At 46.1% G+C, this 23013-nt stretch carries 17 protein-coding genes, 1 tRNA gene, 3 rRNA genes and 1 pseudogene; 18 read left to right on the forward strand and 4 right to left on the reverse strand.

Annotated features, from left to right (window positions below; genetic code table 11):
• Positions 1 to 100: 100 nt before the first annotated feature.
• Complete coding sequence (locus tag ACYCSE_RS09695) at positions 101 to 1135, reverse strand: alpha/beta hydrolase (RefSeq protein WP_459702132.1); 1035 nt, start codon at positions 1133 to 1135, stop codon at positions 101 to 103.
• Positions 1136 to 1743: 608 nt separating this feature from the next.
• Here ACYCSE_RS09695 and ACYCSE_RS09700 point away from each other — a divergent pair.
• The 10 genes from ACYCSE_RS09700 (at position 1744) to ACYCSE_RS09745 (ending at position 13794) form a co-directional block, all read left to right on the forward strand.
• Positions 1744 to 3299: ribosomal RNA gene (locus ACYCSE_RS09700) — 16S ribosomal RNA — on the forward strand.
• Between the two features lie 308 nt (positions 3300 to 3607).
• Positions 3608 to 6532 (forward strand): 23S ribosomal RNA (locus ACYCSE_RS09705).
• A gap of 77 nt (positions 6533 to 6609) precedes the next feature.
• Positions 6610 to 6726, forward strand: a 5S ribosomal RNA gene (gene rrf / locus ACYCSE_RS09710).
• The 16S, 23S and 5S rRNA genes sit together here, the layout of an rRNA operon.
• A 346-nt stretch (positions 6727 to 7072) precedes the next feature.
• Entirely contained in the window at positions 7073 to 8530 is a 1458-nt protein-coding gene (gene guaB / locus ACYCSE_RS09715) for an IMP dehydrogenase (RefSeq protein WP_013308172.1), read from the forward strand.
• Positions 8531 to 8858: 328 nt separating this feature from the next.
• On the forward strand, positions 8859 to 10247 hold the full coding sequence (locus tag ACYCSE_RS09720; protein WP_459702133.1) for a D-alanyl-D-alanine carboxypeptidase family protein: 1389 nt from the start codon (positions 8859 to 8861) through the stop codon (positions 10245 to 10247).
• A 131-nt stretch (positions 10248 to 10378) separates the two neighbouring features.
• Positions 10379 to 11260 (forward strand): pyridoxal 5'-phosphate synthase lyase subunit PdxS, encoded by an 882-nt coding sequence (pdxS, locus tag ACYCSE_RS09725; protein ID WP_061831829.1) that lies wholly within the window; start codon positions 10379 to 10381, stop codon positions 11258 to 11260.
• A gap of 16 nt (positions 11261 to 11276) precedes the next feature.
• Positions 11277 to 11843, forward strand: coding sequence for a pyridoxal 5'-phosphate synthase glutaminase subunit PdxT (gene pdxT, locus ACYCSE_RS09730; RefSeq protein ID WP_459702134.1), 567 nt, complete (start codon positions 11277 to 11279; stop codon positions 11841 to 11843).
• Between the two features lie 35 nt (positions 11844 to 11878).
• Complete coding sequence (serS, locus tag ACYCSE_RS09735; protein ID WP_013308176.1) at positions 11879 to 13162, forward strand: serine--tRNA ligase; 1284 nt, start codon at positions 11879 to 11881, stop codon at positions 13160 to 13162.
• An 89-nt stretch (positions 13163 to 13251) separates the two neighbouring features.
• Positions 13252 to 13337, forward strand: a tRNA-Ser gene (locus ACYCSE_RS09740).
• A 136-nt stretch (positions 13338 to 13473) separates the two neighbouring features.
• A complete protein-coding gene (locus ACYCSE_RS09745; RefSeq protein WP_459702135.1) occupies positions 13474 to 13794 on the forward strand; it encodes a hypothetical protein in 321 nt (106 codons plus the stop codon).
• On the opposite strand, the gene ACYCSE_RS09750 is transcribed toward ACYCSE_RS09745, so the two are convergent.
• Positions 13735 to 14619 carry a LysR family transcriptional regulator gene (locus ACYCSE_RS09750; protein WP_459702136.1) on the reverse strand — a complete coding sequence of 295 codons (885 nt, stop codon included), beginning with the start codon at positions 14617 to 14619 and terminating at the stop codon, positions 13735 to 13737. The two genes, ACYCSE_RS09745 and ACYCSE_RS09750, sit on opposite strands and share 60 nt — an antisense overlap.
• Before the next feature lie 125 nt (positions 14620 to 14744).
• Between ACYCSE_RS09750 and ACYCSE_RS09755 the strand changes: the two are divergent.
• From ACYCSE_RS09755 to ACYCSE_RS09780, 6 genes and pseudogenes are all read left to right on the forward strand, one after another.
• Positions 14745 to 14931, forward strand: a pseudogene (locus tag ACYCSE_RS09755) (phosphate acyltransferase); the annotation flags it as partial.
• A gap of 63 nt (positions 14932 to 14994) precedes the next feature.
• Positions 14995 to 15942, forward strand: coding sequence for an NAD(P)-dependent oxidoreductase (locus ACYCSE_RS09760; protein WP_459702138.1), 948 nt, complete (start codon positions 14995 to 14997; stop codon positions 15940 to 15942).
• A 377-nt stretch (positions 15943 to 16319) separates the two neighbouring features.
• Complete coding sequence (locus ACYCSE_RS09765) at positions 16320 to 16661, forward strand: hypothetical protein (protein WP_061831825.1); 342 nt, start codon at positions 16320 to 16322, stop codon at positions 16659 to 16661.
• Between the two features lie 28 nt (positions 16662 to 16689).
• Complete coding sequence (locus ACYCSE_RS09770) at positions 16690 to 16860, forward strand: hypothetical protein (protein ID WP_007428073.1); 171 nt, start codon at positions 16690 to 16692, stop codon at positions 16858 to 16860.
• Positions 16861 to 16932: 72 nt separating this feature from the next.
• Positions 16933 to 17088: a small acid-soluble spore protein P gene (locus tag ACYCSE_RS09775; RefSeq protein WP_029514956.1), complete on the forward strand. Its 156-nt coding sequence runs from the start codon at positions 16933 to 16935 to the stop codon at positions 17086 to 17088.
• Positions 17089 to 17286: 198 nt separating this feature from the next.
• Positions 17287 to 18363, forward strand: coding sequence for a hypothetical protein (locus tag ACYCSE_RS09780; RefSeq protein WP_061831824.1), 1077 nt, complete (start codon positions 17287 to 17289; stop codon positions 18361 to 18363).
• A gap of 115 nt (positions 18364 to 18478) precedes the next feature.
• On the opposite strand, the gene ACYCSE_RS09785 is transcribed toward ACYCSE_RS09780, so the two are convergent.
• Entirely contained in the window at positions 18479 to 19045 is a 567-nt protein-coding gene (locus ACYCSE_RS09785; protein ID WP_459702139.1) for a GNAT family N-acetyltransferase, read from the reverse strand.
• Between the two features lie 60 nt (positions 19046 to 19105).
• Positions 19106 to 19606, reverse strand: coding sequence for a tRNA adenosine(34) deaminase TadA (tadA, locus tag ACYCSE_RS09790; RefSeq protein ID WP_254351835.1), 501 nt, complete (start codon positions 19604 to 19606; stop codon positions 19106 to 19108).
• Positions 19607 to 19934: 328 nt separating this feature from the next.
• On the opposite strand from tadA, the gene ACYCSE_RS09795 reads away from it, so the two are divergent.
• Complete coding sequence (locus tag ACYCSE_RS09795; protein ID WP_250259951.1) at positions 19935 to 22211, forward strand: PAS domain S-box protein; 2277 nt, start codon at positions 19935 to 19937, stop codon at positions 22209 to 22211.
• Between the two features lie 50 nt (positions 22212 to 22261).
• Entirely contained in the window at positions 22262 to 22963 is a 702-nt protein-coding gene (gene rluF / locus ACYCSE_RS09800; RefSeq protein WP_069290781.1) for a 23S rRNA pseudouridine(2604) synthase RluF, read from the forward strand.
• The last annotated feature ends 50 nt before the right edge of the window (positions 22964 to 23013 follow it).

Here is a 23013-nt window from a genome sequence, read left to right on the forward strand (position 1 = left end):
GCATAATAAGTATTAGGCAGCAAAGACGCCCGGATTCCTTTATATAGAAGGAACTCGGGCGTCTTTTGTTTTTTTAAGCTGTCCTTAACATATAAAGTCCCTAATCATCTGTGAATGCTTTAGACGTGGTTGACTGAAAGTGACTGGTGTCGGTGATGAGTTCACGGATGACTTGGATGACAAGCTTCGGTTGATCATGGATGATCATATGCTCGCTCTTCTTGGCAACAATTAATTTGCTGTTTGTAGAGATGTTAAGCATCTCGCGCTGTCCCATTTGCCAGCTTTGTTCAATCTGATCATTTCCGCGTTTACTAATACCGAACTGAGTCAAATCTTGTTGAATGCCCCGAGCAATTACACGTACAGGGAGATTACCCAGATGCTGTCCCCGTATGGCATCTTCGGTAGTGCTCGCTAGGTCACCCTCCTCTGCAACAGACCGAAAGTATTTAGAAGAAGCGACAATATTCACAAAAGATTTTCTATCTTGATATTCGACCCGACCCGTCAGCATAAAATTGGGGAACAGGCGAAAAGCCCCTGATTTTTCTAGGAGAATGGATATTAACGGGGAGGGATTGGCCTTAGGCCGTTCCTTGGCATAGATCTTATTTGTCCGTCGGGCGTCATTCTCAGGCCTGGCATCCACCAGAACCAATCCTGCCACTTCGTCTCTGTACGTCTGCGCGTACAGTCTTGAGTACATCCCCCCGAGGGAATGACCTACAAGGATATAAGGAGGTCGGATGTCCGCATTCTTTAGAGCAGTATGAAGCTCCCGAACGATGTTTTCCCCGGTGCGTGGTGTATTTGCCTCCTCGCTCCATGCATAGCCTGCCCGATCATAGGATACAACGGTGGCGAATGATGACAGCTTTTCGGGAATATCTCTCCAGGAGACGCTACTTTCCCCGCTCCCTGATTCAAGCAATATTGTTGGAGAACCGTTACCGAGTTTACGAATATGAAGTCGATAGCCCCCGGCATCGACCAATTCCCCCGGAGGTGGGTATTGTGATTTATCCTTCTTGGATGCAATCCACTCATACACAAATCCGGAGATCACGAAAAGCAATAAGCAAGAGATGATAAGAAACACAATTCTCGTCCATGTTCGCCTTCGTTGCTTCATTAGAAAATCTACTCCTCTATACAGCTATAATTAATCATTACCTAAAGTTGCGTGAAACAATAGCTGCTACCGTATGGTTTGTGGCTAGCTCCTTATCTTTTTACCCATCCTTTCTTTGTCAAATCATCAATATTAAAGAAAAAAACAGAATATGCACTTGAGTTGTAATGAGCAACCCGCGTATTCTTGATCATTGAATGGATATCACGTCGTTCTTGGATGCGGATAACTAAGTCCATTTGGCAAAAGTACAGTGTACACAGGGTAAAATTACAACAATATAGATAGTAAAAACTATTCATTAAAAAGGGTTGCATTTAAATATGCAGAATGGTATACTCTAATTCCGGCCAAGAAATACAATATTGCGAGCGAGTGTTTCAAAAAAAGATTCTAAAAAATGCTTGCAAAGTTGGTTCGGACATGATATGATATAAGAGTTGATGAAGCGAAAAACTGAATCAACGAGAAAAGAATGTTTGATCTTTGAAAACTGAACAACGAGTGAGTAAAACGATTTTGTTCGCAAAATCAAACAAGAGATATTTTATCTCGTCAGTTTCAAAATGAGCTTATCGCTCTTTCTATAAATCAACTTCGGTTGGTCTTTAATGGAGAGTTTGATCCTGGCTCAGGACGAACGCTGGCGGCGTGCCTAATACATGCAAGTCGAGCGGGATTGTTTAGAAGCTTGCTTCTAAACAATCTAGCGGCGGACGGGTGAGTAACACGTAGGCAACCTGCCCACAAGACAGGGATAACTACCGGAAACGGTAGCTAATACCCGATACATCCTTTTCCTGCATGGGAGAAGGAGGAAAGACGGAGCAATCTGTCACTTGTGGATGGGCCTGCGGCGCATTAGCTAGTTGGTAGGGTAAAGGCCTACCAAGGCGACGATGCGTAGCCGACCTGAGAGGGTGATCGGCCACACTGGGACTGAGACACGGCCCAGACTCCTACGGGAGGCAGCAGTAGGGAATCTTCCGCAATGGGCGAAAGCCTGACGGAGCAACGCCGCGTGAGTGATGAAGGTTTTCGGATCGTAAAGCTCTGTTGCCAGGGAAGAACGTCTTGTAGAGTAACTGCTACAAGAGTGACGGTACCTGAGAAGAAAGCCCCGGCTAACTACGTGCCAGCAGCCGCGGTAATACGTAGGGGGCAAGCGTTGTCCGGAATTATTGGGCGTAAAGCGCGCGCAGGCGGCTCTTTAAGTCTGGTGTTTAATCCCGAGGCTCAACTTCGGGTCGCACTGGAAACTGGGGAGCTTGAGTGCAGAAGAGGAGAGTGGAATTCCACGTGTAGCGGTGAAATGCGTAGAGATGTGGAGGAACACCAGTGGCGAAGGCGACTCTCTGGGCTGTAACTGACGCTGAGGCGCGAAAGCGTGGGGAGCAAACAGGATTAGATACCCTGGTAGTCCACGCCGTAAACGATGAATGCTAGGTGTTAGGGGTTTCGATACCCTTGGTGCCGAAGTTAACACATTAAGCATTCCGCCTGGGGAGTACGGTCGCAAGACTGAAACTCAAAGGAATTGACGGGGACCCGCACAAGCAGTGGAGTATGTGGTTTAATTCGAAGCAACGCGAAGAACCTTACCAGGTCTTGACATCCCTCTGATCGGTCTAGAGATAGACCTTTCCTTCGGGACAGAGGAGACAGGTGGTGCATGGTTGTCGTCAGCTCGTGTCGTGAGATGTTGGGTTAAGTCCCGCAACGAGCGCAACCCTTATGCTTAGTTGCCAGCAGGTCAAGCTGGGCACTCTAAGCAGACTGCCGGTGACAAACCGGAGGAAGGTGGGGATGACGTCAAATCATCATGCCCCTTATGACCTGGGCTACACACGTACTACAATGGCCGGTACAACGGGAAGCGAAATCGCGAGGTGGAGCCAATCCTAGAAAAGCCGGTCTCAGTTCGGATTGTAGGCTGCAACTCGCCTACATGAAGTCGGAATTGCTAGTAATCGCGGATCAGCATGCCGCGGTGAATACGTTCCCGGGTCTTGTACACACCGCCCGTCACACCACGAGAGTTTACAACACCCGAAGTCGGTGGGGTAACCCGTAAGGGAGCCAGCCGCCGAAGGTGGGGTAGATGATTGGGGTGAAGTCGTAACAAGGTAGCCGTATCGGAAGGTGCGGCTGGATCACCTCCTTTCTATGGAGAATCGTTTCCTGCAATGGAAACATTCATAAATGAAGCGTATGCTTCAAAATCGGGTTTAGGCCTGTTACTCACTCGTTGCTCAGTTTTGAGAGCTCAAACTCTCAAAAAGGCTGGTTGTTTACAGCTTTGCACCTTGAAAACTGGATACCGAAACGAAATTGCGTTTTAGAATATTCCTTTAAGCTGATCTTGTGTAAACAAGTGAAATAAAGGTAGCAGGTAAGGAAAGATCTTTTGCCTTTGGCAAGAATCATTCTTTATCGAACATCGACATTTTCTTTCTTTGAAAGAAAAGTCTAGGTTAAGCTACAAAGAGCACACGGAGGATGCCTAGGCGCCAGGAGCCGACGAAGGACGTGGCGAACAACGATAAAGCCTCGGGGAGCTGTAAGCAAGCTTTGATCCGGGGATGTCCGAATGGGGAAACCCGGCTGTCTTCATCGACAGTCACTTTCTGCTGAATACATAGGCAGAATAGAGGCAGACCAGGGGAACTGAAACATCTAAGTACCCTGAGGAAGAGAAAACAATAGTGATTCCGTCAGTAGCGGCGAGCGAACGCGGATTAGCCCAAACCAAGGAGCTTGCTTCTTGGGGTTGTGGGACGTCTCACATGGAGTTACAAAGGAACCGGTTAGATGAAGAGGTCTGGAAAGGCCCGCCAGAGAAGGTAAAAGCCCTGTAATTCAAAACTTGTTCTCTCCGAGACGGATCCCGAGTAGTGCGGGGCACGTGAAACCCCGTATGAATCCGGCAGGACCATCTGCCAAGGCTAAATACTCCCTGGCGACCGATAGTGAAGCAGTACCGTGAGGGAAAGGTGAAAAGCACCCCGGAAGGGGAGTGAAATAGATCCTGAAACCGTGTGCTTACAAGAAGTCAGAGCCCGATCTATGGGTGATGGCGTGCCTTTTGTAGAATGAACCGGCGAGTTACGTTCCCGTGCAAGGTTAAGGTGAAGAGCTGAAGCCGCAGCGAAAGCGAGTCTGAATAGGGCGAATGAGTACGTGGACGTAGACCCGAAACCGGGTGATCTACCCCTGTCCAGGGTGAAGGTGCGGTAACACGCACTGGAGGCCCGAACCCACGCATGTTGAAAAATGCGGGGATGAGGTGGGGGTAGCGGAGAAATTCCAATCGAACCCGGAGATAGCTGGTTCTCCCCGAAATAGCTTTAGGGCTAGCCTCGGAAACAGAATCGTGGAGGTAGAGCACTGATTGGGTGCGGGGCCCGCAAGGGTTACCAAGCTCAGTCAAACTCCGAATGCCATAGATTTAGTTCCGGGAGTCAGACAGTGAGTGCTAAGATCCATTGTCGAAAGGGAAACAGCCCAGACCATCAGCTAAGGTCCCCAAGTGTGTGTTAAGTGGGAAAGGATGTGGAGTTGCACAGACAACCAGGATGTTGGCTTAGAAGCAGCCACCATTGAAAGAGTGCGTAATAGCTCACTGGTCGAGTGACTCTGCGCCGAAAATGTAACGGGGCTAAACACACCACCGAAGCTATGGCTTGATGCAATGCATCAGGGGTAGGGGAGCGTTGAATGCGGGTTGAAGGTGTACCGTAAGGAGCGCTGGACTGCATTCAAGTGAGAATGCCGGTATGAGTAACGAAAAGATCTGTGAGAATCAGATCCGCCGAAAGCCTAAGGGTTCCTGAGGAAGGTTCGTCCGCTCAGGGTAAGTCGGGACCTAAGGCGAGGCCGATAGGCGTAGTCGAAGGACAACAGGTCGAAATTCCTGTACCACCGTAATCCGTTATGAGCGATGGGGTGACGCAGTAGGGTAGTGACGCGGACTGATGGATGTCCGTCTAAGCAGTGAGGCTGATGTGTAGGCAAATCCGCACATCGTAAGGCTGGGCTGTGATGGGGAGCGAAAATTGTAGTAGCGAAGGTCATGATCTCAGACTGCCAAGAAAAGCCTCTAGCCAGGAGAAGGTGCCCGTACCGCAAACCGACACAGGTAGGCGAGAAGAGAATTCTAAGGCGCGCGGAAGAACTCTCGTTAAGGAACTCGGCAAAATGACCCCGTAACTTCGGGAGAAGGGGTGCCTCGGTAGGGTGAATAGCCCGAGGGGGCCGCAGTGAAAAGGCCCAAGCGACTGTTTAGCAAAAACACAGGTCTGTGCGAAGCCGCAAGGCGAAGTATACGGGCTGACGCCTGCCCGGTGCTGGAAGGTTAAGGGGAGTGGTAAGCCTTCGGGCGAAGCTATGAACCGAAGCCCCAGTAAACGGCGGCCGTAACTATAACGGTCCTAAGGTAGCGAAATTCCTTGTCAGGTAAATTCTGACCCGCACGAATGGCGTAACGACTTGGGCGCTGTCTCAACGAGAGATCCGGTGAAATTTTAATACCTGTGAAGATGCAGGTTACCCGCGACAAGACGGAAAGACCCCATGGAGCTTTACTGCAGCTTGATATTGAATTTGGGTACGATCTGTACAGGATAGGTGGGAGCCGTAGAACTTTGAGCGCCAGCTTGAAGAGAGGCATCCTTGGGATACCACCCTGATCGTATCTAGGTTCTAACTTGGTACCGTGATCCGGTACGAGGACAGTGTCAGGTGGGCAGTTTGACTGGGGCGGTCGCCTCCTAAAGAGTAACGGAGGCGCCCCAAGGTTCCCTCAGAATGGTTGGAAATCATTCGAAGAGTGCAAAGGCAGAAGGGAGCTTGACTGCGAGACCTACAAGTCGAGCAGGGACGAAAGTCGGGCTTAGTGATCCGGTGGTACCGCATGGAAGGGCCATCGCTCAACGGATAAAAGCTACCCTGGGGATAACAGGCTTATCTCCCCCAAGAGTCCACATCGACGGGGAGGTTTGGCACCTCGATGTCGGCTCATCGCATCCTGGGGCTGAAGTAGGTCCCAAGGGTTGGGCTGTTCGCCCATTAAAGCGGTACGCGAGCTGGGTTCAGAACGTCGTGAGACAGTTCGGTCCCTATCTGTCGTGGGCGTAGGAAATTTGAGAGGAGCTGTCCTTAGTACGAGAGGACCGGGATGGACGTACCGCTGGTGTACCAGTTGTTCCGCCAGGAGCACCGCTGGGTAGCTATGTACGGAAGGGATAAGCGCTGAAAGCATCTAAGCGTGAAGCCCCCCTCAAGATGAGATTTCCCAGTATGTAAGACCCCTTGAAGACGACGAGGTAGATAGGTTGGGGGTGGAAGTGCAGTAATGCATGGAGCTGACCAATACTAATCGGTCGAGGGCTTATCCTAAGATAAAACGCAAATGAGTTTCGGATCCAGTTTTCAGGGTGTAACCTTGAATGTAGAATTTGCACAGCAAATTCATGTTTGGTGGCGATAGCGGAGGGGTTCCACACGTACCCATCCCGAACACGACCGTTAAGCCCTCCAGCGCCGATGGTACTTGGACCGCAGGGTCCTGGGAGAGTAGGACGTCGCCAAGCAACAAGTAAAGAGGACCATGATCTCAATGAGATCATGGTCCTCTTTGGTATATTACGGTACAAACCACTTATATAATTGCTTCTATGCTGTGCATTCAAAGAGGAGATATGCTTTTGTGAATAGCTATTACCTTTGGAAACGCTTATTTTTAAAGGTTGTCCTTCGTAGGAGTACAGTTGTTTGTACAGGGAAATACTAAAGGTTAGGGCTATTGATGAAGGCTTGACACCCCTATACCGCTTTGCTAAGATTGCAATAATATATTTTCAGAGAGCCTTGATTTGTCCATGTCGGACAGACAACAAGACCAATACAGACTAAACAATTTGAAGGAGGATCATCTTGGTGTGGGAAGATAAATTCGGTAAGGAAGGCCTTACCTTTGACGATGTTTTGCTGGTACCTCGCAAGTCGGTGGTTCTGCCCAAAGAAGTAAGCGTGGCGACTCGTTTGAGTGATAACGTAAAGCTGAATATTCCTTTGATGAGTGCTGGTATGGATACTGTTACTGAGGCAGTGTTGGCAATTGCGATGGCTCGCGAGGGCGGTATCGGTATTATTCATAAAAATATGTCCATTGAACAGCAAGCGGTAGAGGTGGATCGAGTTAAACGTTCGGAGAGCGGTGTTATCACCAATCCATTCTCATTGACTCCAGATCATTTGGTGTCCGATGCTGAAGCAGTTATGGGTAAATACCGTATTTCTGGCGTACCTGTTGTAAATGAAGAAAACAAACTGGTGGGTATTATTACTAACCGCGATCTTCGCTTTATTCACGATTTTAACCTTAAAATCAGTGAAGTCATGACGAAGGAAGAACTGGTAACTGCACCTGTGGGTACGACTTTACAGGAAGCGGAAGTCATTTTGCAAAAGCATAAAATTGAAAAGCTTCCTTTGGTTGATGATGAAAATTATCTCAAAGGACTTATCACCATTAAAGATATTGAGAAAGCTATTCAATTTCCGAACGCAGCGAAAGATGCACAAGGGCGTCTTCTGGTCGGTGCGGCTGTCGGCATTTCCAAGGATACATTTGATCGGACTGAAGCACTTGTAAAAGCTGGTGTGGATATGATTGTTGTGGACTCTGCTCACGGCCATCATATTAACATTATTGAAGCGGTCCGCAAGTTGCGTGAAGCTTATCCTGATCTGACGATTGTAGCAGGTAATGTAGCTACTGGTGACGGAACGCGCGAATTGATTGAAGCAGGAGCATCTGTCGTAAAAGTCGGTATTGGTCCAGGTTCCATCTGTACAACACGTGTAATCGCAGGGATTGGTGTTCCACAAGTAACAGCAATTTATGATTGTGCAACAGTAGCACGTGAATATAATATTCCGATCATTGCAGACGGTGGTATTAAATACTCCGGTGAAATTACAAAGGCCATTGCGGCAGGCGCTTCTGCGGTAATGCTGGGAAGTCTTTTTGCAGGTACGGAAGAAAGCCCAGGCGAATCTGAAATTTATCAAGGACGCCGCTTTAAAGTATATCGTGGTATGGGTTCTATGGCTGCGATGAAGCAAGGTAGTAAAGATCGTTATTTCCAAGATGACGACAAGAAATTGGTACCGGAAGGCATCGAAGGACGCGTTGCTTATAAAGGACCACTTTCCGACACTGTTCATCAGCTGTTGGGCGGTCTTCGTTCCGGTATGGGTTATTGCGGTACAGCTAATATTGAGGAGCTTCGTAACGATACAAGCTTTATCCGTATTACAGGCGCTGGTCTGCGTGAGAGCCATCCGCACGATGTGCAAATTACGAAAGAAGCACCAAACTACTCTCTATAAAGTTCGGCTGTAGTAGACTTGACGACAGGCAGAGCGTATTTCGCTCTGCCTGTCTTTTTTTAGAGATACCCCTGTGATAGAATAGACAAGTGTCCGCCTTTTTGACGAAATTATTGACGAATTAGGACACGTAGGTCTTTTGGACGATTCCTACCAGTGAAGAAGATTCGAGCAGAAAATGCTCATGACAGGATACAACTAAGCAAACGAAGTGAAACTGGATTTTATAACACTTAAACATTAATTACATTGGCCAAGTTGAGGCTATAACCACCGTCTCGTTATACATAGCGGATCGGGTTGAGGTATGAGAGGAGTTTGTATTCATTTGAAAGCGAACAATTTAAAGCAAAATAAAAAACGCAGCATGATTAAAAAGAGTGTGACTGCAGTCATGGTGCTTAATATGATGTATATGTCGGCATTGCCTGTGGTAGGCAATTTTGATCCGAGCGTGGCTACTTTTGCAGCTGGAGCGGCAACACAGGCAACCAATATTACGGGGACAGGTTCTATTAACCCCCCTAGTCTGGCACTACGTTCCGCCATTTTGATCGAGCCTTCCACTGGACAAGTATTGCTGTCTATGAATCCAGATGAGCCACTTCCACCAGCTAGTATGACTAAAATGATGACAGAATACATCGTGGCTGAGCAGGTTAAGCAAGGTAAACTCAAGTGGACGGATAAGGTTACGGTTAACGAGAATGCTTCTAAGAGTATTGGATCACGTATTTTTTTGGCTCAAGGGGATCAACATACGGTAGAAGAGCTTTATATTGCAATGGCGGTAGGTTCTGCTAATGATGCAACAGTAGCCCTTGCTGAACGCGTATCTGGAACTGAGCAGGACTTTGTAAAACTAATGAATGAAACAGCTCAGAAAATGGGCATGAAAAATACGTATTTTATCAACTCGACTGGTTTGGACCGTGGTGATATGCCGAAAGGCTTCCAGCCGGATACAGACCGGGAAACTGTGATGACAGCGAGAGATGCAGCTACTCTGGCTGGTTACATCATTAAAGATCATCCAGATTACACACGATTTACGACAATTCAATCTTACAAATTCCGTCCTACTGACAAGGCGCCAATTATTAACTATAACTGGATGCTAGAAGCAAACAAAAATATTACTAACTTTAGAAAGTTTGCTTACCCAGGTTTAGACGGGATGAAAACAGGCCACACGGCTAATGCTGGAAACTGTTTTACAGGAACCGCTGAACGCAACGGAATGCGTCTCATCAGTGTAGTTATGGGAGCTGATTCAGATGCACACCGTTTTACAGAGACAGCTAAAGTGCTGAACTATGGTTTTGATAATTTTGAAGTGAAGCAGGTTATTGCTCCAAAGACGGTGGTTAAGGGTGTTGAGAATGTGCCAGTGACCAAAGGTACGGAAACAGAAGTACCGATCGTCACCAAGGATGCAGTAAGCTTTATCGTACCTAAGGGTGCGAGCAATCCTAAGGTAACCTTTACAACGAACATTACACCAGCAAGCTCTCTGGTGGCACCTTTGAAGCAAGGGGCCAAAGTCGGAGCAATTACGTACACGTACAAGACAGACGGTGTGGATAAAGGGCAGACGAAAACCGTGGATCTGGTTACTACGACGGCAGTAGAAGAGGGCGGCTGGTTCCGAATGCTTTTCCGGGCAATCGGTGATTTCTTCGGAGATCTGTTCCAGGGAATTAAGAACCTCTTCTAAAAAAGCGAAGCTAAGCGATCTACCTTGTTTTTCATTACTTATTTTGCAGCTTGAAATGATTGTGTATTTGGCATTCGTGCGGTAAAATATTAAGTTAGAATCTAAACGTAACCCTTATAGGAGGCAACGACATGGAAACGGGAACTTCGCGTGTAAAAAGAGGTATGGCAGAGATGCAAAAAGGTGGCGTAATCATGGATGTCATGAACGCTGAGCAGGCTAAAATTGCAGAGGCAGCAGGAGCTACAGCTGTAATGGCTCTTGAACGGGTGCCTTCGGATATCCGTGCAGCTGGTGGGGTTGCTCGTATGGCTGACCCAACGATTGTGGAAGAAGTTATGAAGGTTGTTTCTATTCCTGTTATGGCTAAGGCTCGTATCGGTCACTATGTAGAGGCAAAAGTACTGGAATCTCTCGGTGTTGACTATCTCGATGAAAGCGAAGTGCTGACACCTGCGGATGAAGTTTTCCATATTGATAAGCGTGAGTTCACCGTTCCATTTGTTTGTGGAGCCAAGGATCTGGGAGAAGCGCTGCGACGTATTGGTGAGGGTGCATCTATGATCCGTACGAAGGGCGAACCGGGGACTGGGAATATTGTTGAGGCCGTTCGGCATATGCGTTTTATCAATGGTCAAATTCGCAAGGTGCAAAACTTGTCGAAGGACGAGCTGTATGCAGAAGCGAAAAACCTCGGAGTTGCATATGAACTGCTGTTGGAAGTGCATGAGCTTGGCAAACTGCCAGTGGTCAATTTTGCAGCGGGTGGTGTAGCAACACCTGCCGATGCCGCGTTAATGATGCATTTAGGCGCTGATGGCGTCTTTGTAGGTTCTGGTATTTTCAAGTCGGATAGCCCTGAGAAGTTTGCACGTGCAATCGTGGAAGCGACCACTCATTATACGGATTACAAGCTGATTGCAGAAGTCTCCAAGAATTTGGGAACTCCTATGAAAGGCATTGAAATTTCCAAACTGGCACCGCATGAGCGCATGCAGGATCGTGGTTGGTAAGAAAGAAGGGACCGGCATGAAAATAGGTGTATTGTCGCTGCAAGGCGCTGTAGCTGAACATATAAGTAGCGTTGAGCGTGCGGGTGCGGAATGTATAGCGGTGAAGAAGATCGAACAGCTCAATGAGCTGTCCGGTCTTATCATTCCCGGTGGTGAAAGCACCACTATTGGTAAGCTAATGCGCAAGTATGATTTCATAGAGGCTATACGTCAGTTTTCCAATCAAGGCAAGCCTGTATTTGGCACTTGCGCGGGATTGATTGTACTGGCTAAAACGATTCAAGGACAGGAAGAAGCACATTTGGGACTCATGGATATTACAGTATCGCGTAATGCATTTGGTCGCCAAAGAGAGAGCTTTGAAACAGACTTGAACATTAAAGGGATTGACGAACCGGTTCGTGCTGTATTTATACGAGCGCCATTAATACAGTCTGTTGGAACGGGAGTAGATGTGCTGTCTGAGTATAACGGCGAGATCGTGGCAGCCCGTCAGGGTCATTTGCTGGCTTCATCCTTCCATCCGGAGTTAACAGACGATTACCGGTTACATCAATATTTTGTGGATATGGTCCGCGAATAGTGAAAGTCAGGTTTGTAGTGTAGGAGGGATTACCTGTGTTAGATATAAAGATTTTACGTAATGAGCTTGGTCGGGTTGAGAAAGCTTTGCAGAACAGGGGGAAATCTCTGGATCTGATTAATGGTTTTACAGATCTGGATGTAAGCCGTCGTGAGTTACTTCAAGAAAGTGAAGGGCTCAAAAATCGTCGGAACGTGGTATCCGGTGAAGTAGCCAAGTTGAAGAAGAACAAGGAAAATGCGGATGATCTTATTGCAGAAATGCGTCAAGTCTCCGATCGTATCAAAGAATTAGATGAGCAAGTACGCGAACTGGAAGTTCAGATCGATGAATTGGTGATGTCTATTCCGAATATCCCTAATGATACAGTACCTGTAGGTGCATCGGAAGAGGATAATGTAGAAATCCGTCGCTGGTCGGAACCGCGCGAGTTTTCTTTTACACCCAAAGCGCATTGGGAATTGGCTCAGGATCTAGATATCCTTGATTTTGAGGCAGCAGCCAAGGTAACGGGTTCTCGTTTTACGTTCTACAAAGGACTGGGAGCAAGATTAGAGCGTGCGCTGATTAACTTTATGATGGATCTGCACAGCAGTGAGCATGGTTATGAAGAAATGCTTCCTCCATACATTGTAAATCGGGACAGCTTGTACGGAACGGGTCAACTTCCGAAGTTTGAAGAAGATTTGTTCAAGCTGCGTGATACTGAGTATTATCTCATTCCTACGGCTGAAGTTCCGGTAACGAACTACCACCGTGAAGAGATTATGAATGCGGAGCAGCTTCCGAAATATTATGTGGCATACAGCTCTTGCTTTCGCTCGGAGGCAGGATCAGCAGGACGTGATACACGTGGCCTGATCCGTCAGCATCAGTTTAATAAGGTAGAGATGCTTAAGCTGGTTCACCCGGATACCTCTTATGAGGAATTGGAGAAAATGACGAATAACGCTGAGCGTGTTTTACAGCTGCTCGGACTTCCATATCGCGTGCTGGCACTTTGCACTGGAGATATGGGTTTTACGTCTGCCAAAACGTACGATCTGGAAGTATGGTTGCCTGAGAGTGGCATGTACCGTGAGATTTCTTCCTGTTCAAATACGGAAGACTTCCAAGCGCGTCGTGCGAACATCCGGTTTCGTCCAGATTCGAAGGCAAAGCCTGAATTTGTACATACGCTGAACGGTTCAGGATTGGCTGTAGGGCGGACTGTGGCTGCTATTTTGGAGAACTATCAGCAAGAGGACGGAAGCATCGTGATCCCAGAAGTGTTGCGTTCATACATGCGAGGCATTGAGGTTATTGCTCCTAAACAGTAAGTGTTGCATTCTTAGAAGTTCTGTGGTAAAATAATTTTGTTGCGCCTGAGTATGTTTAAAAGGGAAGCAGCTTTATCCATTTACCACCTGGAGAGGTACCGAAGCGGTCATAACGGGGCGGTCTTGAAAACCGTTAGAGTGCAAGCTCACATGGGTTCGAATCCCATCCTCTCCGTCAGTTTAATAATTTCCTTGCTGCATAAGGATTTGTAGCAAGTATGATTGAAACGCACTTTACCGTTGGATAGCGGTGTGGTGCGTTTTTTTGTGTTCGTGACCGTTGGATAAACATCTGACGGAGGTATAGGATTATGAATGCAAACACGGGGGGCAAACCGCGTAAACGCGGGCAGCGGAAGAATAGTTTGGACATTCCCCAGCGGTTTCTCGACCGTCTGAGTCCATCGGTTTTGGAAACGTCTCGGGTGGCGCAGGATGAGAGAGCGAGCGTATCGCCTGAGATTCTGACACTGGAGGGGCTGTTCAAACGCTATTACACCGCATACTCTATTTTTTCATACATCAGTTTGCAGGCCTATAATCAATTGCAACTAATATCTCGACAGGTCAGATCATTGTATTCCAAATATATCTTGCAGATAGTTATCAAGAATACGAAGGGGCTCGTGTAAAGCTTGGTTTGGAAACTTATGAGTTACCTTATAGCATATTCTTGGAGGCACCGATATCGATAGTTTCTGAAGAACAAAATCTCCCATCCGCATCATATGTGCGCCAATCGAAGCGGGAACTATCGACCATTGTCTGGCGTCCTTCAAAAAAGTAGTGATGAGTCCCGCTGAGTCCAGATGAACACGGGACGGGCAAAGAGGGTCCCACCACTGGTCATGTCTGAATTGAAACTCTCTATTCCAATTTATGAAGACTTCGTCTTGCGCCGCCAATTCTTCCATTTCAACAGTATCTCCGGCCTGCCGCCCCGACACAGCCAGGCGCAACAGCATCATTTCTTCAGTAAAAAACGGTTTAACAGTGACACTAGGCGACACGATTTCTCGCACCACAAACGCCACATCCATCTCGCGCCGCTCAATACTATCAAAAGCTTCCTGAGTATGCTGCGTACGAATTTGCAGTCGTATGGACGGGATATGCTGATTAAGCATTCTATATACAGGAGGCAAAACAAATTGACTTATACTTTCGGCAGCGCTTATTGCCAGACTTAACTGCGAACCGCTAGCCTGCAAGATTTGTGTTTCCCTCCAGAGAGCATCCCATCTTTCCGCGATGCTAAAAAAGTTTTCCCCTTTTGGGGTCAGACTGGTTTTGGGTGCCCCTTTTCTTCGCTCAACCAAAAGGCCACCCATTTCCTGTTCCAATGTCTTTAACCGATAGCTCACCGTAGCTTGTGACAGGTGCAGCAATTCGGCCGCTTTGCTTATACTCTCGGTCCGTACGATAGCTAAAAACGCTTCAATCCCAGGAAAATACATAGAATACCTCCTCAATATATAGAAATGATTAATATAGTTCACAAAATATTTGAGTTTTACAACATTATTCTTTATGTTTAAAATTATCGTTAATAAAGACGAGGGGTCAAATTTTATTATAGTACGTTTTCATATTCCCAGGTATTCATGCCGGTAATATTGGTTGTAAGGTAGCGCAGCGTCTTGGAAACTTTGAGACATATGGTCCGATCCTGCAGCGTCCTAAATGCACCGATCAATGACCTTTCAAGAGGTTGTACTGCCGACAAAGTCTATAATATGGAAATAACCACTTCTTCTTCAAAAGGATAAAATGAAGATCATCAAACGGGTTTTCTTCGAAGAATGGTATAGGTAATGAAAGGTGGTTTAGCAATGAAGATTCTCATAGTTGGCTATTTTAGCGAGACCTCGAAATCAAATATTGTAAGGTATTTTCCTCAAGAATGGAATGTTGTAATTGTCCCGCCCGGAAAAGAAATGCTGCATCATATTGAAGATTGCCAGGTAATCATCCCTGAACATATTAAAGTGGATCACAGCCTGCTTTCTATCGCAAAAAAATTAAAATTGGTACAGACGGGTGCAGGATTTGATAATGTAGATGTCCCTGCCTGTACACAGCTCGGCATTTGGGTGGCCAATGCTGCAGGAGTGAATGCACAGGCAGTGGCCGAGCACGTAATGGCACTGATATTGTCTTATTATAAAAACATACCGTTTCTTGATACTTTCATGAAAAACAGGATGGATGAAAATCAATTGGACTATACAGGGAGTGAATTAAAAGGCAAAACGATTGGAATTATCGGTTTGGGCGCTATCGGAAAAAAAGTAGCTGCATTTTGCAGGGTTTTTGATATGAATGTGCTGGCTTATGCGAGAAATGCTCTTGTACAATCTGACGGTTTTGTGAAAATGACGGATTTCGATACTCTTGTAAGCACATCGGATATAGTCAGTGTACATGTACCCTTGAATCAACAAACCAAACAACTGATCAACAAAGCGGCATTCAAGAAAATGAAGAATACCGCTCTTTTTATCAATACAGCCCGCGGCGGGATTGTCAACGAAAGAGACTTGATTGATGCATTAAAAAACGGGGATATTTCAGGCGCATGCTTGGATGTGTTTGAATCTGAACCGCTTCCTATTGACAGTGAGCTCCGGAATCTGGGTAATGTGATACTTACTCCCCATACAGCAGGAATGCCTGATGGTCGAAAATTTCATAAAAAAAGATATGATTTCTTTATAAACAATATAAAACGTGTAGAAAATGGTGAAGAGCCTGAAAGCAAGCTCAATCAGTTATTATAGTTTTGGTGCAATAAAAATGAGCTATCGGGGCAGCTCCGTGCACCTGGTTTCCTCCAGATAATGGCAAGGGGGACACGGCAGCGTTGCAGACAGGCCAGCAGTTGTAGCGGTTCTTGCATTAGACTTCACAAACCCAGTCATACCAAGGCTCGGCGGCTTTTCATAGGTAGTAACGGTCTTGAAAACCGTTAGAGTGCAAGCTCACATGGGTTCGAATCCCATCCTCTCCGCCATACTCTAAATAAACCAAGCCATTCAAATACGATAGCTGATACATTGGCCTTTATAAGCTAATGATTAGGAATCGTGGAGAGTGGCTTTTTTGTTGTATAAAAAGCTCGTTTTTTTCACACGTTATCAGATGTGGAGGTGCTGGCATGAATCGAGAAATGACAGTAGATCAGCAAAAGCTGGTAGAGGCCTGGCAGGAACAACTGCCGATTCTTTTGAATTCAGGGGACAAATCACAGGTACAGGCAGATGAAGCTGACAACCGGGCTATACGGATCCATATCGAGGTAGAAGGCCGACAAATGTACTCCTTTGATTTTGCATGTACTTATGTAGACTCCCGGGAAGTACAGGTTACTTTAGTCGATGTAGAACGGGACGGACAGTCTGTGGATGAACGAACAGATATCATTCAGCAGTTAGTGTCCGATTATACTCGGCATATTCACCAATGTGCCCAAACATTACAGTCATTGACGCACTCGTAGGTCATGAAGGAATGAGGAGGAAGACTACATGACAAAAGCCAAAAACGGTCTGGATAAAAACCTGTCTAACATTGTTGATGATTTGGAGCAACGCCCAGTTAATAGTCATCAGGCACAGCAAGTGCAGCAGGATCGTAATGATCGCCGTCATCAGGATTCACTAAATCACGATAAAACGGAAGATCTACACCATCTATAGTCCTATTTTAAATGGTAATAAACGGATTCGTTGATGTACCACAAATATAGACTGAGAATGGAGGATGCATAAATGGGCAAGCCTAAAGCCATTCCTGTCCCCGAAGCACAGGATTCTGGTGGAAGTAACGAAAAGCGGGAGCGTAGTCATCAGCAAGAGCCGTTATCCGGTTCCAAGAAGGTGAAACAGCGGAATCACGTGGATCATCATAATAGAGAAGGCTCATAAGCAGGCAGACCTTTCTCCTAAAATATATTGCATAGTGTAAGACACCCTGGTAAGAGAGCCAGGGTGTCTTTGTGCTTATTGTAAGAAAATTTTCCAATAAGTGTTTCGCCGTTTGAGAATATGAGTTAAAATAGGAGGTGTGTATTTTTTTTGTTAGCATAAAAAAGGGGTTAATTACGAGAGGAGAGAATCTACACAATGAGTAAAAAGTTATCCGTCTTGGTACTCACTATGGTGTTGCTTTTGACGGTAGCCCTGGTAGGTTGTAGCAAGAAGTTAGAACCGAAGGAAGCTGTTACGACTGGTACTGCAAATGCAATGAAGTTGAACTCTTATGAATCCAAAAGTCAATTCACGATTAAGGAACTGACCATTACATCCGCTTCTGTTCCAAGTGAGCAAAGTGCAATGGTAACTAGCATGCTGAAAAATGCTGATATTACGCTGGATGGTGTATACCAAAAAGAACCTTTCCAATCTGAAATGACGCTCGGCATTCATTTGAAAGGTGATCTTTCCACCAGCTTCACGATTCCAATGGTAATGACTAAAGATAAACTGTACGTTAAAATTCCTAATATTCCATTTTACCCACTTCCACAGGATGTTGTAGGTAAATTCCTGGTCATTGATCCACAAGAACTGGCTAAACAATCAGGACAAGAATTTAATCCTGCAGCCATGGATCAGGAAAAATCGCAGAAATTTGCGAATGAAGTGATTGCTGCTATTATGAACGAGTATGATCAAGCTACGTACTTCTTTGATATTGATCCTAAAGACGCTAAATTGCCACAAGGCGTTGAAGCTAAACAAGTCGTTCAATTCAAAATTACGAACGACAATGTGAAGCAAGCTACCAATACATTTATCACTAAGGCGCTTCCTAAAGTCCTTGATGTGATGTCTAAAGATGAATATGCTAGCATGCTTCAAGTGAAGAAAGAAGAGCTGGCTGAAGCGAAGAAAGAACTGCAATCCAACACCAGCGAAGTTAGCAAAAAGCTGGATGAGTTGAAAAATTACTTGACAGTGAAACAGTTTGACATTAACACAGCTTTGAACAAGGATAACATTCCTGTGTATCAAGACCTGAATGCGAATGTAGAGATGAATGATCCGGCTACAAAAGACAATGTAAAATTGTCCGTAACAGGCTACACGCAATACAGTAAAATCAATGCTAAAGCAGCATTTAAAGTGGGTATTCCAACAGGTGATCAAGTCCTGACTATGGAACAGCTGCAACAAAAAATGCAAACTGTTGCTCCTTAAGTATGGGATGACATGATTGTATAACATCATTTTTTTCGAATATGATGTAAGAAAACCGCTCGGCATAAGCCGGGCGGTTTTTTATTTACTGTTAATGTTGTCCCTGTGCAGTCATTTAGCTCTGCCACACGTCATCCTCAGCTAAAAGTCCAAACATCTGGTGATCCTGCCATGCGCCCTGAATTTGTACAAGCTTGCGAGCAATGCCTTCTGGCTGGAAGCCGCACTTTTTTAATACACGTTGTGAGCGATCATTATGCAAAAGGGTACCCGCTTGGAGACGATGTAGAGATAAGGCACGAAAGGCATATTGTATGATCAACTTTAGGGCTACGGTCATATGCCCTTTACCCTGTTCATGATGATCCATCATGTAGCCGATATCAGCGAATTGTCCAACTCCACGTACTAGATTGGAAATAGAGATATAACCGATGAGCCGTTCTTCCTTTAAGAGAAAGATACCATACACGTAACCTCGATCCTCTTCGGCCTGACGCAATTTCTGACGGATATAATCCTGCTGTTTCTCTAATGTGAAAAATGAATCCTCGTAAAGCGGCTCATAAGGCGCATGGGAATCCCTATTACGGTGCCTAAGGGCGAGAAGGGCTTCGCTATCCGCCAAGCTAAATGGCCGTAAAAAGATACCTTGAGGCGTATTATACAAGCTCATAGGCATGGGTTGATCTCCTTCCATGGGGAATTAGCAATAAGATGAAGTGTTTTGGACTTTTCCCCCTCAGGATAAGGATGGGGGAGGAGACAATCTGGCTGCCGCTCTTTTTTGCCGGAGATGCCGAAAAAAGTTCGTTAGCAGCGAAGCGCATTCCTCCTGCAGTACACCACTAGTTACTTCTGTACAATGATTGAACCGAGGCTCCTGTAATAAATTCATCAGCGTGCCTGCGCAGCCTGCCTTGGGATCTGTAGTTCCGTATATCAAATGGGGAACCCGTGATTGAACAATGGCTCCGGCGCACATTGGACACGGCTCCAAAGTGACATACAGCCTACAATCCAGCAGGCGCCATGCGCCTAAGTACTCACTGGCCTGACGAATGGCAACCATCTCTGCATGTGCGGTTGGGTCAGCATCCGTCTCGCGCAAATTGTAGCCGCGACCGATGATTTCATTATCTTTTACGATGACAGCCCCGATGGGGACTTCACCTAATATTTCTGCCTTATACGCTTCCTGAATGGCTTCTTTCATCCAATAGGCGTGATCCATGGTGGTCACTGGAAAATGCTCCTTTCAAAACGCGGAATTATCCAACGAACAAATATTCCGTTGTTAACATGATGTGAATAAAATTGTGGATAACACGGCACTTGTCCACAGGTTTATCCACAGTTTATAATAAAATCTGTGTATTTGTGGACTACTTGTGGATGATTATCTTCTTATATTGTAGGCAAACCCTTGTCTATTGACAATACTGTACACAAGGTGTGTATTTATGTATATCCGGTAAATGTAAATGCTGGTATCACAGGCGCTATTACGGTATCATTGAGTTAGCAATTGCCAGTAATCGCCAGCATACGGCAAGAGGTGAGAAATCAGTGTGTCGATAAAAATCAGAATAACGATCATTTTGTCGGGGTCCGTCCTGTTTATCCTTTTATTAAACATCGCCCTCAATTATTACACGACCCACGAAAATCTAAGAAGTGACAGTGAAACTAAAATGGTTCTGACGGCTAAAATTATCGGAGGAGCTATCGAACAAACCCAGCATAGCTGGGAGGCCGTTGACAAGCAGCTCGGATATAATCTGTGGCTTTCTGCCACGTTGGCTGCTAATCAGCTAGGTCCTGACATCCGAAATATTCAGCAGGAACAGCTTCAAAAGGTGGCCTCACTCCACAGAGATACTAATATTTCTTTGATGATTCGAGACGGGCAGGGGTATAAGGTTGTTAAATCCTCGGATCCAAAAGAAGTAACGCCATCTGATCCATTGACAGGGTATTGGAAAAATGCAGTTGACCAATTATATGAGCATGGACAGGCTGCAATGGCGCAAGGTCAGAAACTGGATCATTTTTGGACCGGATCATTTGACTACACCGGTTCAGGCTCCTCACAGATTAATAAATGGGGATTTTATTATGACCAAAAACGTAACTACTTAATTCGAATTTCCTTTCAGGATACTTCAGTGCAAGATTTCATAACCATCCTGAGCCCCGATGAGATTGTAAAGCAAACCCAACAAGTGGATTATCGCATCATGGAGATTACAGGAATTAACCCTGCAACCTTTGGTGGCGCTTCGATGGACAAGAACGGGAACGATTCGAAATACTATTACATGTACAATAAACCGATCCAATTTGGCACGTATCAACTAACGAGAGTGAAGGAAGATCGTTTGGCCGTGTCCAGGGCTATCCTCTCCGGGGAGAGTATTGTACAAGACTGCTATATCAAAGGCGAACGGGTTCTCGTCAGTTACATACCTTTTTACCCGGCTAACCGCGAAGCCTATGTTATCCGTATTGTTATGAATTATGATACGATTACTTCTGTTATTTCCAAGCAATTGATAAGCTTAATTGCTATTTCCATTGTCCTTTTGGAGGTTGTAATCATTGGAAGCTATGTGCTGGCAAGTCTGTTTGTCCGCCCAATTCAGTCGATTCTGGGGAAAGTGAACGAGATGGCTGATGGTCATTTTGATACACGGCTAGAAATAAAAGGTGGTCATGAGCTTGCACAGTTGGGTGAACGCATCAATGCGATGGCCTACAACCTAGGGATGTACACGAGAAGACTGGAACAGATGTATGAGGAGAACCGTTCTGTAAAGGAGCATCTGGAATCGGTTATTAATCAGACAGCGGATGCGATTCATGTAACCGACGAGGAGGATCGCGTCGTTCGGGTCAATCATGCCTTCGAAGCTTTGTACGGCTGGACCAAGAAGGAATTGGTTGGTCGTAAGCTGGAGTTTGTACCTCCGCAGCAACAGGAGGAGTATGAATTTCAGAAGAAGAGCCTGCTTCAGGGAGAGAGCATCGTATCAAGTGAGACCCTTAGAATGCGTAAGGATGGAAGTACAGTAGAGATCAGTATGAGCACGTCGCCTATTCTGGATGAAGAAGGCCGAATTTTGGGGTTTATCTGCGTGTCGCGTGATATTACGGGTCGCAACCGGATGGAGGAGTTGTTGCGCAGATCAGAGAAACTGACAACCGTCGGACAATTGGCGGCAGGCGTAGCGCATGAGATTCGTAATCCGCTAACTACGCTACGAGGCTTTCTCCAACTACAGCAGCAAAATCAAGTGTTGAATATGAAACACAACGATATTATGATGTCTGAGCTGGATCGCATTAATTTGATCGTTAGCGAGTTTTTAATACTGGCGAAGCCACAGGCAGTGCATTTTCAGAAAAAGGATGTTCGCTATATTGTGAGCGACGTGATTTCTTTACTAGATAGTCAGGCGCACCTGCTGGGCATTGTATTCAATCTTCAGGTCACGGACGAGCCTGCCCTAGTATACGCTGAAGAAAATCAGTTAAAACAGGTATTCATTAATTTACTTAAAAATAGCATGGAGGCTATGAGTAAAGGTGGTATCATCACGATTCATTTGTTCTTGGAGGGAGAAAGCGTTAAAATCTCTATACGGGATCAGGGAGCGGGTATTCCCGCAGAAATGCTGTCCAAGCTAGGAGAACCTTTTTTCACAAACAAAGAAACAGGGACAGGACTAGGACTTATGGTCAGTCAGCGTATTATACAGAGTCATAAAGGCACACTGGATATTGAAAGCACAGAGGGAGAGGGAACGACAGCCCTGGTGCAGCTTCCGATTGCCAAGCCGGAGTAACGGGCTGGGCGCAGGAGGAAGTGTGTTAGTAGAAATGGAGGGTACACAGGTTGCGCATTAACAAGTTTATCAGCGAAACCGGTTTTTGCTCGCGCCGCGAGGCGGACAAGCTGGTAGAGAGCGGCCGCGTGACGATTAACGGCGAAGTGGCTGTGCTGGGTAGTCAAGCGGAAGAAGGCGATGATGTTCGCGTGAATGGCAAGCCACTGCGCGAGAAGTCCGATCACGTCTACATTGCATTGAACAAGCCGGTGGGTATTACAAGTACAACCGAGAGCCATATTAGAGGCAATGTTGTTGATTTTGTGGGGCACCCACAGCGGATATTCCCGATTGGACGCCTGGATAAGGATTCGGAAGGTCTCATCTTACTTACCAATGATGGGGACATTGTAAATAAGATTTTACGGGCAGAAGGCAAGCATGAGAAAGAATATATCGTAACGGTGGATCGCCCTGTCATACCGTCTTTTGTGCAGGGCATGTCCAGCGGGGTGAAAATACTCGGCCAGCGGACGCTACCTTGTGAGGTGACGCGTGTATCTGAGTATGTATTCCGTATTATCCTGACTGAAGGCAAAAATCGCCAGATCCGGCGTATGTGTGCTGCCTTCGGTTATGAAGTTAAAAAACTGCAACGGCTGCGAATCATGAATATTCGGTTGGGGTCCCTTCAGAAAGGTGCCTGGCGTGACCTGACAGAGGCTGAGAAGCAGGAGCTTGGCCAGATGCTCGATTATACGCTTAGCTAAGGCCAGAGGGGCATTGTATAGCCTACAGCGTATGATCCTCGTATATGAAA

The organism is Paenibacillus sp. SEL1, assembly GCF_054602535.1.

What these genes read in the sequence shown, in the direction of transcription:
- ACYCSE_RS09695 (WP_459702132.1), bottom strand. Translation starts at nt 1,135, where the DNA reads ATGAAGCAACGAAGGCGAACATGGACGAGAATTGTGTTTCTTATCATC.
- pdxS (WP_061831829.1), top strand. Translation starts at nt 10,379, where the DNA reads ATGGAAACGGGAACTTCGCGTGTAAAAAGAGGTATGGCAGAGATGCAA.
- pdxT (WP_459702134.1), top strand. Translation starts at nt 11,277, where the DNA reads ATGAAAATAGGTGTATTGTCGCTGCAAGGCGCTGTAGCTGAACATATA.
- ACYCSE_RS09745 (WP_459702135.1), top strand. Translation starts at nt 13,474, where the DNA reads ATGAATGCAAACACGGGGGGCAAACCGCGTAAACGCGGGCAGCGGAAG.
- ACYCSE_RS09750 (WP_459702136.1), bottom strand. Translation starts at nt 14,619, where the DNA reads ATGTATTTTCCTGGGATTGAAGCGTTTTTAGCTATCGTACGGACCGAG.
- ACYCSE_RS09760 (WP_459702138.1), top strand. Translation starts at nt 14,995, where the DNA reads ATGAAGATTCTCATAGTTGGCTATTTTAGCGAGACCTCGAAATCAAAT.
- ACYCSE_RS09765 (WP_061831825.1), top strand. Translation starts at nt 16,320, where the DNA reads ATGAATCGAGAAATGACAGTAGATCAGCAAAAGCTGGTAGAGGCCTGG.
- ACYCSE_RS09770 (WP_007428073.1), top strand. Translation starts at nt 16,690, where the DNA reads ATGACAAAAGCCAAAAACGGTCTGGATAAAAACCTGTCTAACATTGTT.
- ACYCSE_RS09775 (WP_029514956.1), top strand. Translation starts at nt 16,933, where the DNA reads ATGGGCAAGCCTAAAGCCATTCCTGTCCCCGAAGCACAGGATTCTGGT.
- ACYCSE_RS09780 (WP_061831824.1), top strand. Translation starts at nt 17,287, where the DNA reads ATGAGTAAAAAGTTATCCGTCTTGGTACTCACTATGGTGTTGCTTTTG.
- ACYCSE_RS09785 (WP_459702139.1), bottom strand. Translation starts at nt 19,045, where the DNA reads ATGCCTATGAGCTTGTATAATACGCCTCAAGGTATCTTTTTACGGCCA.